11 protein-coding genes and 1 tRNA gene are annotated in these 13,500 nt (G+C 66.3%); 7 read left to right on the top strand and 5 right to left on the bottom strand.

Annotated elements, in window-relative coordinates; genetic code table 11:
• The 4 genes from VKZ87_RS00630 to VKZ87_RS00615 all read left to right on the top strand — a co-directional run.
• Window positions 1–390 (top strand): hypothetical protein (locus VKZ87_RS00630; RefSeq protein WP_414655608.1); only part of this gene is annotated, 390 nt, incomplete at its 5' end.
• 43 nt (window positions 391–433) lie between these two features.
• Entirely contained in the window at window positions 434–1,468 is a 1,035-nt protein-coding gene (gene dctP / locus VKZ87_RS00625) for a TRAP transporter substrate-binding protein DctP (RefSeq protein ID WP_324219297.1), read from the top strand.
• A gap of 54 nt (window positions 1,469–1,522) precedes the next feature.
• Window positions 1,523–2,041 (top strand): TRAP transporter small permease subunit, encoded by a 519-nt coding sequence (locus VKZ87_RS00620; protein ID WP_324219296.1) that lies wholly within the window; start codon window positions 1,523–1,525, stop codon window positions 2,039–2,041.
• A complete protein-coding gene (locus VKZ87_RS00615; RefSeq protein WP_324219295.1) occupies window positions 2,038–3,351 on the top strand; it encodes a TRAP transporter large permease subunit in 1,314 nt (437 codons plus the stop codon). The genes VKZ87_RS00620 and VKZ87_RS00615 overlap by 4 nt, the downstream gene beginning before the upstream one ends.
• Here VKZ87_RS00615 and VKZ87_RS00610 read toward each other — a convergent pair.
• The 4 genes from VKZ87_RS00610 to VKZ87_RS00595 all read right to left on the bottom strand — a co-directional run bounded on the left by VKZ87_RS00610 (window position 3,344) and on the right by VKZ87_RS00595 (window position 8,331).
• Window positions 3,344–4,198, bottom strand: coding sequence for a sulfite exporter TauE/SafE family protein (locus tag VKZ87_RS00610; RefSeq protein WP_324219294.1), 855 nt, complete (start codon window positions 4,196–4,198; stop codon window positions 3,344–3,346). The two genes, VKZ87_RS00615 and VKZ87_RS00610, sit on opposite strands and share 8 nt — an antisense overlap.
• Window positions 4,199–4,389: 191 nt before the next feature.
• Window positions 4,390–4,464: transfer RNA gene (locus VKZ87_RS00605), tRNA-Val, on the bottom strand.
• 91 nt (window positions 4,465–4,555) lie between these two features.
• Window positions 4,556–7,015 carry a penicillin-binding protein 1A gene (locus VKZ87_RS00600; protein WP_324219293.1) on the bottom strand — a complete coding sequence of 820 codons (2,460 nt, stop codon included), beginning with the start codon at window positions 7,013–7,015 and terminating at the stop codon, window positions 4,556–4,558.
• A gap of 158 nt (window positions 7,016–7,173) precedes the next feature.
• A complete protein-coding gene (locus VKZ87_RS00595; protein ID WP_324219292.1) occupies window positions 7,174–8,331 on the bottom strand; it encodes an N-acetylmuramoyl-L-alanine amidase in 1,158 nt (385 codons plus the stop codon).
• A 528-nt stretch (window positions 8,332–8,859) separates the two neighbouring features.
• Between VKZ87_RS00595 and VKZ87_RS00590 the strand changes: the two genes are divergently transcribed.
• Genes VKZ87_RS00590 through VKZ87_RS00580 form a run of 3 tightly spaced genes read left to right on the top strand, consistent with a single transcriptional unit; the run spans window position 8,860 to window position 12,758 of the window.
• Entirely contained in the window at window positions 8,860–11,784 is a 2,925-nt protein-coding gene (locus VKZ87_RS00590) for an Rne/Rng family ribonuclease (RefSeq protein ID WP_324219291.1), read from the top strand.
• On the top strand, window positions 11,781–12,260 hold the full coding sequence (locus VKZ87_RS00585; RefSeq protein WP_324219290.1) for a GNAT family N-acetyltransferase: 480 nt from the start codon (window positions 11,781–11,783) through the stop codon (window positions 12,258–12,260). The genes VKZ87_RS00590 and VKZ87_RS00585 overlap by 4 nt, the downstream gene beginning before the upstream one ends.
• A 30-nt stretch (window positions 12,261–12,290) precedes the next feature.
• Entirely contained in the window at window positions 12,291–12,758 is a 468-nt protein-coding gene (locus VKZ87_RS00580; RefSeq protein ID WP_324219289.1) for a YiiD C-terminal domain-containing protein, read from the top strand.
• On the opposite strand, the gene VKZ87_RS00575 is transcribed toward VKZ87_RS00580, so the two are convergent.
• Window positions 12,755–13,500, bottom strand: a 746-nt coding sequence (locus VKZ87_RS00575; RefSeq protein WP_324219288.1) for an MBL fold metallo-hydrolase, incomplete at its 5' end; no start/stop codon positions are given. The two genes, VKZ87_RS00580 and VKZ87_RS00575, sit on opposite strands and share 4 nt — an antisense overlap.

The following is a 13,500-nucleotide window of genomic DNA, read 5'->3' as shown; positions in this document are numbered from 1 at the left end:
CGGTACACATCGCTCACCACCTGGGAACTGAGCAGGGATGGCCGCCTGGTCGGCACCCTGGAAATGCCGATGGCCATGGGGCTCGTTGGTGGCGCGACCAAGACGCATCCGCTGGCTCAGCTGGCCCTGCGTATCCTTGGCGTGACCTCGGCGCAGGAACTGGCGGAAGTCACAGTCGCGGTCGGCCTGGCGCAGAACATGGCGGCGCTCCGGGCGCTTGCCACCGAAGGCATCCAGCGCGGCCATATGGCGCTCCATGCCCGCAACATCGCCATCGTGGCCGGCGCCACCGGCGACGAGATCGACAAGGTCGCCGCCGAACTCGCGGCTGCCCACGATGTCCGCACCGACCGTGCAGCGGAAATCCTCGCCCGTCTGCGGCGTGGGTGATGACCCTTTCACCACAAGAAGAAACCGAACGGAGGAAACGATCATGACCATTAATCGTCGCAAGCTTATCGGCTCGGCCGCGGCCCTCGGCGCCGCTGCCGCGCTGCCCGCACCCGCACTGGCACAGAGCGGGGCCGTCAAATGGCGCATGCAGGCGCTGTGGGATCCGGGCACGACCCCGCAGAAATTCGAGGAGCGTTTCGTGAAGCGCGTCGCCGAACTCACTGGCGGCAAGTTCACCATCGAGCTCTTCGCCGGCGGGCAGATCGTGCCGGCGGCGCAGGCTTTCGATGCCGTGCGTGGCGGCGCCTTCGAGATGATGAAGACCTTCGACGGCTACGAGGCCGGCAAGATTCCGGCTTTCGCCTTCACCAGCACGATCCCCTTCGGCTTCCCCGAATCCGACCAGTACGAAGCCTGGTTCTACGAGATGGGCGGCCTGGAAATGGCCCGCGAAGCCTATGCGCCGGCGGGGCTTTTCTACATCGCGCCGACCGTTTACGGGCAGGAACCGATCCATTCCAAGGTGCCGATCACCAAGATCGCCGACCTGGCGGGCAAGAAAGGCCGCTTCGTCGGTCTGGCATCCGCCGTCATGGGCGCCTTCGGCGTCAGCGTCTCGCCGCTGCCGACGGGCGAAGTCTACACGGCGCTCGACAAAGGCGTGATCGACATCGCCGATCGCGGCGACCTGACGGCGAACTTCGAGGCCGGCCTTGCCGAAGTGGCGAAGCATGTCGTGGTGCCCGGCGTGCATCAGCCGACCACGGCAACCTGCTATGTCGCCAATCGTGGCGCCTATGAAAAGCTGCCGGCGGAGTACAAGGCAGCGCTGGCGGTCGCCGCGCGTGAGATTTCGGCGTCGCTGCGCCAGCACATTCTCGTGCAGGATGCCATCGCGCTGGAAAAGTACCGGGCGAAGGGCTGCACGATCCACACCCTCGACCCGGCCGACATCCTCGCCAACCGCCCGAAGGCCATCGCGGCCTGGCAGGCGGCGACCAAGGACAACGCGCTGGCCAAGAAAATCCTGGAGAGCCAGACCGCCTTCATGAAGCGGCTCGGCGTACTGGCCTGACCGTGACGGCGGGCGCATCACGCGCCCGCCACTCTTTTCATCCGGGGATCTGCTGTGCCGCGATTTCTCGGCGCTCTCGTCAGCGCCATTACCACCGTAAACAAGGCAGCCTTCCATATTGCTGTCCTGCTCATCTATGCCATCGTTCCGGTGCTGCTCATCGACGTGGTGATGCGTTACGCCGCCAACAGCCCGACCATATGGGGCATGGAGCTGGCAACCCTGTTGTTCGGTCCGTATTTCCTGCTCGCCGGCCCCTATGTGATGCATCTCAAGGGTCATGTGGCGATGGACCTGCTGCGGCGGAAGCTGAACGTGAAGCAGGACCGCATCATGGAACTGGTCAACCTGCCGGTCATCATCGCTTTCTGCGGCATCCTGCTCTGGTACTCGCTGCCCTCGGCGATCGACTCCTTCAATTACGGCGAGACGTCCTTCTCGGCCTGGAATCCGCCGATCTGGTGGACCAAGGCCGCCGTGCCGCTGGCACTGGTGCTGATGCTGCTTCAGGCTTTTGCCGAGTTCCTGCGCGTTCTGTTCCGTGATCAGGGCGGGGAGGCGGCAGCGCCATGAGTTCCACCGCCATCCTCCTGATGATGTTCGGTGGCCTGACGCTGTTCATGCTGACCGGCCTGCCGATAGCCTTCGTGCTCGGCGGCCTGTCGCTGCTGATCACCGTGCTGTTCTGGAACGCGCAGGCGGTGATCATCCTGGTGCTGCAGATCTTCGATACGATGAAGTCGGAGGCGCTGCTCGCCATCCCGCTCTACATCCTGATGGCGGCCCTGCTGTCGCGCTCGGGCGTGATTGAGAAGCTCTATCGCGCCATGGAGCTGTGGTTCGGCCGGGTGCGGGGCGGGCTTGCCATTGGCACGGTGGTGATCTGCGTCATCATGGCAGCCATGACCGGCGTAGTCGGTGCGGCCGTCACCGCCATGGGCATGCTGGCGCTGCCCGAGATGCTGCGCCGCCGCTACAGCCCGGGACTGGCAACCGGAACGATCTGCGCTGCCGGCACGCTGGGTATCCTCATCCCACCATCGGTGCTGACCATCGTCTATGCCGTCACGGCGCAGGTCTCGATCGGCAAGATGCTGATCGCCGGCATCGTGCCGGGCATGATCCTCGCTTCGCTTTATATCGGCTACATTCTGATCGTTTGCTGGCTGAAGCCCGACGCCGCACCGCTGCCGAAGGATTTCGAGCCGGCGCCGCTGCGCCAGCGGCTGGCCGCGCTTACCTCCCTCATCCTGCCGGGCCTGCTGATCCTGCTGATTCTCGGCTCGATTTTCTTCGGCATCGCCACGCCCACCGAAGCCGCGGCCGTTGGCGTCGCCGGTGCCGCGGTCGCCGCCGCCATCGAGCGCAAGCTGACCTTTGACGCCGCGTTCTCGGCGGCGGTGGATACCGCGAGAGCGACGGCGATGATCCTGTGGATCACCATCGGCGCCAAGGCCTATGTGGCGATCTTCACCGGCCTGGGCGGGGCGGATTCACTGCTCAACCTGATCCGCTCGCTGGATGTCGGACCTTACGTGATCCTCACGGTCATGCTGCTGATCCTGGTCTTCCTCGGCACGGTGCTGGACGAGATCGGCATCATCCTGCTGACCGTGCCGGTCTTCATCCCCATCGTGAAATTCCTCGGTTTCGACGAGATCTGGTTCGGCGTGCTCTATGCCATCACCATCCAGATGGGCTACATCTCGCCGCCCTTCGGCTACACGCTCTTTTATATGAAGGGCGTGCTGCCCAGCGGGCTGCATATGGGCATCGTGTATCGCGGAATCGCGCCGTTCTTCCTGCTGCAGGGAGCCGGCATCATCATCGCCATGATGACACCGGGCCTGATGACCATCCTGCCGCGCCTGATGATCAATTGAAGAAGCTGATCAGGAAGCGCAGGCAGACGACGATCAGGAACAGGCCGAACAGCACTTCCAGCTTGCGCTTCGGCAGGGCATGGGCGAGGCGGGCGCCGATGGGCGCCGTCCAGATGCTGGTCGGCACGAAGAGAACGAAGCCCAGCACCGAGACATAGCCGAGCGCCAGGGGCGGCTGGAGCGCAGTCACGTCCGGGAATTCCGCGGCGCGCGGCCAGCCGGCATAGATGTAGCTGATCGCGCCGGGAATGGAGATCAGCACGCCGAGCCCCGACGAGGTCGCGACCGCCTGATGGATCGGACGGCCGTAGAAGGTCATGAACAGGCTGGAAAGCTGGCCGCCGCCGATGCCCATCAGGGCGGACAGCACGCCGATGACCAGGCCGTAGAGGCGCATGATCAGCGGTCCCGGAATGTCATCGGCCAGTTTCCAGCTGTCCTTGCCAAACAGCAGGCGGACGGCCGAAATGCCGGCCACGGTCACGAACACCGCCTTGAACAGGTCGGCCGGCGCATAGCGGGCGATCACGCCGCCCGCGATGACACCGACAATCACCGGTACGGCCCACATCTTCACGATCGACATGTCGACCATGCCCTTGCGCCGGTGGGCGTTGAAGGAGCGGATCGAGGTGGGAATGATCACCGCCAGCGACGTGCCGACGCAGAGCGGCATGCGCACCGCTTCCGGCACCTCCATGATGACGAAAAGCTCGTAAAGCACCGGCACGATCACGGCGCCGCCGCCGACGCCGAATACGCCGGCGAGAATGCCGGTCAGCGCGCCGGCTGCGAGCAGGGCGACGGCGAGGAATGCGAGTTCGGAGGTGGGGATGCCGAATATCATGAATACCGATCAGATGGCCTGGCGGATCGAAAGCGGCTGCAGGCCATGATCGCCGGTGCTGCGGGACGTTCCTTCATCCCGCATCCGGATTCTGATGTAAAGGCCTGACTTCGGATCAGCACTCGGGCACCCGCGGCTGGCGCAGAGCACCACGTCGCTGAACGGAGAAGTCGGATATGTCGAGAGAAAGATGGTGGGCGGTACAAGGATCGAACTTGTGACCCCACCCGTGTGAAGGGTGTGCTCTACCGCTGAGCTAACCGCCCGCCAGGGCCCGAGGAAGCGGGCCGGTCTTCGTGCGCCTGCGTATAGAGGGGCGGCCCGGCAGTGTCAAGCCGGCCCTCTGGAGGGATTGACCTAATACAGCCCGCCCGTGCCCGAGATCGGCGCCGAGCCGACGCTGCCGCCCACGCCGCTGATGCTGTCGCGGTCCTCCATCGAGCCGTCGAGCACCGCGCTGCGGGCGCCGGGCTGCGGCTCGGTGCCGGGCTTGAAGGCTTCGAGGATGACATTGCGGTCGCCGGGCCGCGCCAGTTCGCCGGTTTCGGCCTGCACGCGCACCAGCCGCACGCCGGGCGGCACGCGGAAGGAGACGTTCGGCTTGTCCTTCAGGGCGTCCGCCATGAAGGCCTTGAAGACCGGCACGGCGACCGACGAGCCGGTTTCGCGCTTGCCCATGTCCCGCGGCGTGTCGTAGCCGATGAAGACGCCGACCGCGAGATCGGGGCTGAAGCCCAGGAACCACGTATCCATGCTGTCATTGGTCGTGCCGGTCTTGCCGGCCAGCGGCTTGCCGAGCTCGCGGATGCGGATGCCGGTGCCACGCAGCACAACGCCTTCCAGCATCGAGACCACCTGGTAGGCGGTCACCGGATCGATGATCTGCGGCCGCATGTCGGGCAGGGCCGGCATGTTCTGGCCCATATAGGCCGGCGATGTGCAGGCCGGGCAGGGGCGATTGTCGTGGCGGAAGATGGTATGGCCCTGGCGGTCCTGCACGCGGTCGATCAGGCTCGGCACGATGCGGTGGCCGCCATTGACCAGCTCGGCATAGGCCGTGGTCAGCTTCAGCAGGGTCGTCTCGCCGGCGCCCAGAGCCATCGACAGAGCGGGCGGCATGTTGTCGACGATGCCGAACCGTTTGGCGTAATCGACCACCTTCTCCATGCCGACCGCCTGCGCCAGCCGCACCGTCATCAGGTTGCGCGACTTCTCGATGCCGACCCGCAGAGTCGAGGGGCCGTAGAACTGGTCGGTATAGTTGCCCGGCTTCCACAGCGGCAGGCCCGGTCCCTGGTCGAGCACGAAGGGCGCGTCCAGCACCAGCGAGGAAGGCGTGAAGCCGCTGTCCAGCGCCGCGGCATAGACGAAGGGCTTGAAAGCCGAACCGGGCTGCCGGTTGGCCTGGGTGGCGCGATTGAACTGGCTCATGCGGAAATCGAAGCCGCCAACCAGTGCCAGCACGCGACCGGTATGCGGGTCCATGGCAACGAGGCCGCCGCCGACCTCCGGAATCTGCCGCAGCACATAGCCGTCCTGCGGCTTGTCGCTCATCCGCTCGACCGCAACCACATCGCCGACCGACACCACCTCGGCCGGGCTGCGCGGCACCGGTCCGAACTGGTCTGGGCCGAATTTCTTGCGCGCCCAGCGCAGACCCGCATAGGGGATTTTGCTTGTCTCGCCGTTGGCAAAGCCGATCTCGGCGGCGTCCTTGCTCACGCCGAGCACAACGGCGATGCGCCAGGGCGGCAGGATTCCGGCAAAGGGCGGCAGGGCGTTCAGCTTCTCGCGCCAGTCGGGCGCCAGCCTGTCGTCCTGCGTCAGCCGTGCAAATGGTCCACGCCAGCCGCCGGCGCGGCGGTCATAGGCCACGAGGCCCTCGCGCAGCACACGCTCGCCGATCGCCTGAAGCTTCGGGTCCATCGTGGTGCGAACGCTCAGGCCGCCCTCATAGAGGCTTTTCTCGCCGAATTTCTGCGCCAGTTCGCGGCGCACTTCCTCGGCGAACCAGTCGGCGCGGGCGATCTCGCTCTCGGGACGCGTGTGGGCCACCAGCGGCGTGGCCATGGCGCGCTGGCCTTCGGCCGGATTCACCGCGCCGTCCTCGATCATGCGGCTGATCACCCAGTTGCGGCGATCGCGCGCGCGCTCGGCATGACGTACGGGATGGTAATTGCTCGGCGCCTTGGGCAGGGCCGCAAGATAGGCGGCTTCCTCCAGCGTGAGGTCGTAGAGCGACTTGTCGAAATAGGTCAGCGCGGCGGCAGCAACGCCATAGGAGCCGGCGCCAAGATAGATCTCGTTGAGATAGAGTTCGAGGATCTTGTCCTTGGAGTAGGCCTTCTCGATGCGGAAGGCGAGGATGGCTTCCTTGGCCTTGCGGGCAATCGAGACTTCGTTGCCGAGCAGGAAATTCTTCGCCACCTGCTGCGTGATCGTCGAGGCGCCGACAGGGCGGCGGTTCTGCGCAATGTTGATGACGTTCTGCAGCACCGCGCGGGCGATGCCGATCGGGTCGACGCCGGAATGCTCGTAGAAATTCTTGTCCTCGGCCGAGAGGAAGGCCTGCTTCACCAGCTCCGGAATCGCTTCGATCGGCACGAACAGGCGGCGTTCGCGGGCGAATTCCGCAATCAGTCGGCCGTCGCCGGCATGGATGCGGGTGGCAACCGGCGGCTGGTAATCGGCGAGCTGCTGGTAATCGGGCAGATCGCGTCCGAAATACCACAGCCCTGCGAGGCCGGCACCGGCGGCTCCGAGCACGGCAAGCGTGAGTAGGAAGAGCAGCAGAAACAGATGACGCAGGAGGCGCATGTAAGACCGGCTTTCCCGGGGCGTTATGGTCCAAAAATGGCGGGTACTGGTACTCCCGAATCCCCGCCCTGTATAGCGACAAGATTGCGGCGGGTTTGGGGCGGTAAACCCGCATTCTCGCGATTCGCTCAGGGAAACCGGTTACAGGCGAACCGGGGTTAACGGGCCGGTTGTGCCTCGACTCCGAAAAAGCGATCGATGGCCGCCACCACTGCCTCGGCCAGTTCCCGGCGCCCTTGGTCGGAGAACAGCAGCGCCTCGTCTTTGAGATTCGAGAGATAGCCGAGCTCGAGCAGCACCGAAGGTACGTCCGGCGCGGACAGCACGAGGAAATTGGCGGCACGCACCGCGTTGCGCCGCAGCGGCGTCGCCTGGCCGAGGCTGGCTGTCAGCAAACCGGCGAAACGGCCGGACAGCCGGGGCGTGTCGCGCGAGGCGAGATCGAGCAGGATCGACACCACATCGTCCAGTTCCTCGGCCGGCGCGCTGTCGGCCAGCAGATCGGCCTTGTTCTCGCGCAGCGCAAGGGCCTCGGCTTCAAGATCGGTTGCATGCTCGGCGCGGGTATAGACGCTGGCCCCCCGCGTCAGGCCGTCGGAAGCGAGGCTGTCGGCATGGATGGAAAGAAACAGGTCAGCCTCCTTCTGCCGGGCCAGCGCCACCCGCTGCGGCAGCCGGACGAAGCGGTCGCCGTTGCGGGTGAGCAGCACCCGGTAGCGTCCGGTCTGTTCCAGCCTGACCGCCACGGCTCTCGCCACCGCCAAGGTGACATCCTTCTCATAGCGGCCGGAAGCGCTGATCGCGCCGGGATCCTGGCCGCCATGGCCGGGATCCAGCACGATGAGGCGACGATTGTCTCGCGAGGCCGGCAGGGGCGGCACCACATCGGCCGACTGCTCCAGCGGCAGGTGAACCGGCGCGGCGAAAGCCATGCGGAAGGCGGCACTGTCGGCCGGGCGGAAGTCGATTACCAGCCGGTGCGGCGCATGCCGGCCCTGTGCGGGCAGCTGGAAGGCCCGTTCGACCAGCGCCGGGGCGGCCAGGATCAGGGGCAGCGTGACGCGGCCGCCGGCCTCCGAAAGCGGCCCGGCGCGCTCGATCAGTCCACTGCCTGCCGTGCCGGGCAGCGGCTGTGCGGTCACGCCCGGAGGAAAGGTGAGGGTCAGAAGGGCGGGCTCGGCGGAGGTCTGCAGGTCGGCGGCCAGCGGACCCGAAGCCTCGATCACCAGTCGGGTCAGGCCGGCGTTGAGGCCCAGTTGCAGCCCGCTGATGCGCGGTGCTTCGGCCGCCGCCGCCGTTGCCCCGGCCAGAAACAAAAAAACAAGATAAATAAGATACTTAATGGTAATCGCCTGCCGGCTCCGGCAGCCCGCAGATAAAAGACCTTGTGGCTGCGCCCCGCAAAAGCGTACCATGCACCTGCGAATATCCGAGTCAGACCCCGCCGTCCAGCCGAATGGCTCAGGCAGGGTCGGCGCGTCGGCAGTGAGCCGGTCTGCAGATCCCAAATTCCCGCCCAAAAGGAGGCGGCCTGGGGCAGGCGGCCTCGGGCGCCGCGCTCAAGACAGCACGGATGTGGAGTGGACCTCCGAAGCGCTCTGCCGGCCTGTTCGTTCTGAACGGATTTCGGTGGTGGCGCGGTCAGGCCTCCGGCGCGGCGCGCACTGATGCCTCCCGTTTTCCGGGACCGGCGGATGAGCGCCCCCCGAACGGCCCTGCGGACCATTACCGCTGCAGCTGCAAGGCTGACGCGGGCCGGTTCGCCCGCTGCCGGCTTCGATAAACCAAGGCGCGCCGCCGTTTGTTATTCGCGCGGGCGGCGCCGCGCCGCAGGAATTATGCCAATGGGCATGCGTATGCTGATTGACGCAACGCACCTCGAGGAAACTCGGGTCGTTGTCGTGAAGGGTACCCGTCTCGAAGAGTTCGATTACGAGACATCCACCAAACAGGTTCTCAAGGGCAATATCTACCTGGCGCGGGTGACCCGCGTCGAACCCTCGCTGCAGGCGGCCTTCGTTGAATATGGCGGCAATCGCCACGGCTTCCTGGCCTTCAGCGAAATCCATCCCGATTACTACCAGATCCCGATCGCCGACCGCGAAGCCCTGCTGGCGCAGCAGGCTGAGGAAGAGGCTGCCGCGGCTGCTGCCGAGGAAGCCGAACTTGCGGAAGAGGAAGCCCGTGCCGCGGCGCGCGCTGCCGCCGAGGCGGGTGCGGATGAGAACGGTTCCGGCGACGATGAACATCCCGGCATTGAAATCGTCGAAGGCGATTTCGATACCGTCGAGGAGATCAGCCCCGACTCTCCTGATGCGTCCGACGCCTCCGACTCGTCGGAAGCGGCCGCGGATGCGACGGCAGAATCCGATTCAGAGCCGGTCGCCGCGCCGGCCTACTGGAATGTCCCGGCCAGCGCGGAGCCGGCACCGACCGTCTCCGCGCCGGTGGAGACTGCCGAAAGCGACTCTGATCAAGCCGGCGAAGAGACACAGGACGTCGATCATTACGATGACGCTCATGAGGCGGCCGGCGAGGCAGATGCTTCGGAGCAGGACCGGGGTGACCACGAGCCCGGTGATGCCGCAGCGGAGGCGGACGCCAGCGCCGACGAGAACGGTGAGAATGGCGAGAACGGCAAAAGCGACGATCACGAGGAAAGCCATCGCCGCCGCCGCCGCGCCAATGCCTTCCGGCGCTACAAGATCCAGGAAGTCATCAAGCGCCGGCAGATCATGCTGGTGCAGGTCGTCAAGGAAGAGCGCGGCAACAAGGGCGCGGCGCTGACCACCTATCTGTCGCTGGCAGGCCGCTACTGCGTGTTGATGCCCAATACCGCGCGCGGCGGTGGCATTTCCCGCAAGATCCAGTCCCAGGCCGACCGCAAGCGCCTGAAGGCGATCACCTCGGAGCTCGACATTCCGGAGGGCATGGGCGTCATCGTGCGCACCGCCGGCATGGAGCGCTCGAAGCAGGAGATCAAGCGCGACTTCGAATACCTGCTGCGCAGCTGGGACAGCATCCGCGAGATGACCCTGAAGTCGTCCGCGCCGGCGCTGATCTACGAAGAGGCCGGCCTGATCAAGCGCTCGATCCGCGACCTCTACTCCGACCAGATCGACGAGGTTCTGGTGGAAGGCGAGGAGGGCTATCGCTTCGCGCATGATTTCATGCAGATGCTGATGCCCAGCCATGCCGACAAGGTGAAGCTGTACCAGGACAAGATCCCGCTGTTCCACCGCTACCAGGTCGAACAGCAGCTCGACGGCATGTTCTCGCCGACCGTGCAGCTGAAGTCGGGCGGCTACATCGTCATCAATCCGACCGAGGCGCTGGTCTCCATCGACGTGAACTCGGGCAAGTCGACCCGCGAGCACAATATCGAGGAGACCGCCTTCAAGACCAATCTGGAGGCGGCCGAGGAAATCGCCCGCCAGCTCCGCCTGCGCGATCTCGCCGGCCTTGTGGTCATCGACTTCATCGACATGGAGGAGAACCGCAACATCCGCAAGGTCGAGCAGCGGCTGAAGGAATGCCTGCGCAGCGATCGCGCGCGCATCCAGGTCGGCCGCATTTCCGCTTTCGGCCTGCTGGAAATGTCGCGCCAGCGGTTGCGCCCCAGCCTGATCGAAAGCTCGACCATGCCCTGCCCGCATTGCCAGGGCCGCGGCTATGTCCGCTCGATCGAGTCCACGGCGCTGCAGGTACTGCGCGCCATTGAGGAAGAAGGCATCCGCGACCGTTCGGCCGAGATCACGGTGACCGTGCCGACCGATGTCGTCATTTACCTGCTCAACCACAAGCGCGACCGCATCGGCGATATCGAACGCCGCTACGTGATGAAGGTGGTGATCGCCGCCGATGCCAGCCTCGTGCCACCCGATTTCCGGATCGAGCGTACCAAGTCGCGGCAGCCGGGCGACGTGAACCGCCCCGAGCTGAAGCCCGAAGGGCAGCGCCCGATCACCCAGGAGACCGCCTATGCGGCGGATGCCGACGAGGAAGCTGCCTCGGGTGAGGGCGACGAGGCGCAGGAGCGCGCCGAAAGCGGTGACCGCGAGGGCAGCGAGGGTGGCCGCCGCCGCCGTCGCCGCCGTCGTCGCGGCCGGCGTTCGGAAGGCGGTGAGCAGTCCGGCGACGAGATCGCCGCCGCTGATGCTGCCGGCGAAGAGACCGAGGATGGCGGTGATACCGCCGAAGCCGCGGATGCCGATGGCGCCGAGGGCGATGACGATCAGCCGCAGGCCGCGGGTGGCGAGGATGGCGAGGGTGATGGCCGCCGCCGCCGCCGCGGGCGCCGTGGCGGCCGCCGCCGCCGTCGCGCCGATGGCGACGAGGCATCGCCCCGCGAGGCGGATGGCGAGCAGCCTGCGCCGATGATGACCCCCGCGGCGATCGGCGCGATGCTGGACGGGCTGCCCAGCTACGAATTCGAGGACGAGGATACGCCCGCTGCTCCCGAAACCCGGCGCGAGCCCCAGCCTGCGCCGGTGAGCGAGCCGGTGCAGCAGCCGGAAGCCGTTCAGGCGGCCGAACCGGCTGAGGCTGAACCGGCCCCGGCGGATGAAGCTCCCGCTGCCGAGCCTGCCGTTGCCGCGGAACCGGCTGCGCCGACCGAGACCCAGCCATCGGCTGCGGCGCCCGCAGCACCGCCCGTGCCGGAGACGACCGGCCCGGTCTTCCAGACCGTGGTGATCGCGCCCGACGGTTCGGCCGAGCAGGCTGAAGCCCCGCCGCCCGCGCCGAAAAAGGGGTGGTGGCGGCGGTGACTGCAGAGATCCGCGAAGCAAGGATCCGGCGCGCTTCGCCCGCCGACGAGGCGCGGCTGCGTGCCCTGCAGAAGCGTGCCTACGTCAAATACGTGCCGCGGATCGGTGCCGAGCCCCAGCCCATGGCGGAAGACGCCGCCGCGTTGCTGCGCGACTACGAAGTCTGGGTGGTCGACGGCGCCGAGGATGGCCTCGCCGGTGCGCTGGTGCTGCGCCATGCCGAGGATCATCTGCTGATCTGGAGCGTTGCGGTCGACCCGACGCAGCAGGGCGCCGGCCTCGGCCGGCGTCTGCTCGATTTCGCCGAGCAGCAGGCGTTGTCGCGCAGCCTGCCCGAGGTCCGCCTCTTCACCAATGCCCAGTTCACCGAGAACCGCGCCCTTTACGCGCATCTTGGCTATGTCGAGACCGGCATTGAAAGCTATGACGGCTACGATCTGGTCCATATGGCCAAGGTGCTGGTCGCGATGGCGTGACGGCGTACCCCGGCCTTCCGGTGCCGAGCTATGACGGTCTTTTCCGCGCAGGACCTTGAAAGCTACCTGCATGTCCATATTCCGCTCTCCGCGGCGATGCAGGTCTCGGTGGTTTCGGCGTCGCCGCAGGCGGTGACGCTGGCCGCGCCGCTGGCGCCCAACATCAATCATCGCAGCACCGCCTTCGGCGGCAGCCTGTCGGCCGTCGCGATCCTCTCCGCCTGGTCGCTCGTCCATCTCCGCCTGACCGCAGAGGGATTCCGGACCCGGCTGGTGATCCAGTCCAACCGCATGGATTACGACCGGCCGGTGGAGGCGGATTTCACCGCCACGGCCCGGCTGGCCGATGAGGCGGCGTGGCCCGGCTTCTGTCGGATGATCGGTCGCCGGGGCCTGGGTCGCATCCGTGTACGCTCGCTCGTCAATTGCGGCGACGATATCGGCGGCCGTTTCGAGGGTGAATTCGTCGCCTTCCGGCGCGACGGCGACGCGCCCTAGTCGGCGGCCCGGCGCGAGCTGCGCTCCCGGGCCGCGAACTCGGCGGGATCATGGGCGCAGAAAACCTCGACGCTGTCGCCGTGGCGGCGGATCAGGTTGCGCAGGCGCTCCTGGTTGTTCAGCCGTGCGGCTCGGTCGACTTCCATCATCCGCTGATAGGCGCGCAGGCCCGGCGGGCAATGCGGGTGCGAGAGATTCATCTCGCCGCGATAGAAATAGGCATCGCCCGCATGCAGCATCCAGCGGTCGCCGCGCTGGATCGCGATGCCGCAATGCCCCCAGGTATGGCCGGCCAGCGGCACCATCAGGATTTCCGGTGGCAGGCCGGCAAGATCATGCACGCATTCGAAGCCCATCCAGGCCTCGCCCTGCACGCTGTGTTCCTGCCAATGTACGCCGTCATTCCACTGCAGCGGCCGGTAGCGGTTGCGGGCGACAAATCCCTTCCGCGCATTGCGCGCGGCGTTCAGCTCCAGTCCCAGCACATGCACGGTCGCCTGTGGAAAATCCTCGATGCCGCCAGCATGGTCGAAATCGAGATGCGTGAGCACGATATGGCGCACGTCGCTCGCCTTGAAGCCGCGCGCCTGCAGCTGGTGCAGCGCGGTGTCTTCATCGTTCAGCTGAATCCGGTTGGCGAGGAGAAAGAATTTACTCAGCCGCTGGCGGGCGCGGCGCATGTCGCCCATACCAAGACCTGTGTCCACCAGCACGAGGCCGTGCCGTTCGGTTTCGATCAGGA

Origin of the sequence: Ferrovibrio sp. (assembly GCF_035304305.1) — a bacterium.
Lineage (GTDB): Bacteria > Pseudomonadota > Alphaproteobacteria > Ferrovibrionales > Ferrovibrionaceae > Ferrovibrio.
Note: the sequence above shows the minus strand (reverse complement) of the source record. Positions and strands in the feature narration are given on the sequence as shown.

Coding starts and splice junctions, on each gene's coding strand:
- VKZ87_RS00580 (WP_324219289.1), top strand. CDS start 12,291: ATGACGGTCTTTTCCGCGCAGGACCTTGAAAGCTACCTGCATGTCCAT.
- VKZ87_RS00610 (WP_324219294.1), bottom strand. CDS start 4,198: ATGATATTCGGCATCCCCACCTCCGAACTCGCATTCCTCGCCGTCGCC.
- VKZ87_RS00590 (WP_324219291.1), top strand. CDS start 8,860: ATGGGCATGCGTATGCTGATTGACGCAACGCACCTCGAGGAAACTCGG.
- VKZ87_RS00600 (WP_324219293.1), bottom strand. CDS start 7,015: ATGCGCCTCCTGCGTCATCTGTTTCTGCTGCTCTTCCTACTCACGCTT.
- VKZ87_RS00615 (WP_324219295.1), top strand. CDS start 2,038: ATGAGTTCCACCGCCATCCTCCTGATGATGTTCGGTGGCCTGACGCTG.
- dctP (WP_324219297.1), top strand. CDS start 434: ATGACCATTAATCGTCGCAAGCTTATCGGCTCGGCCGCGGCCCTCGGC.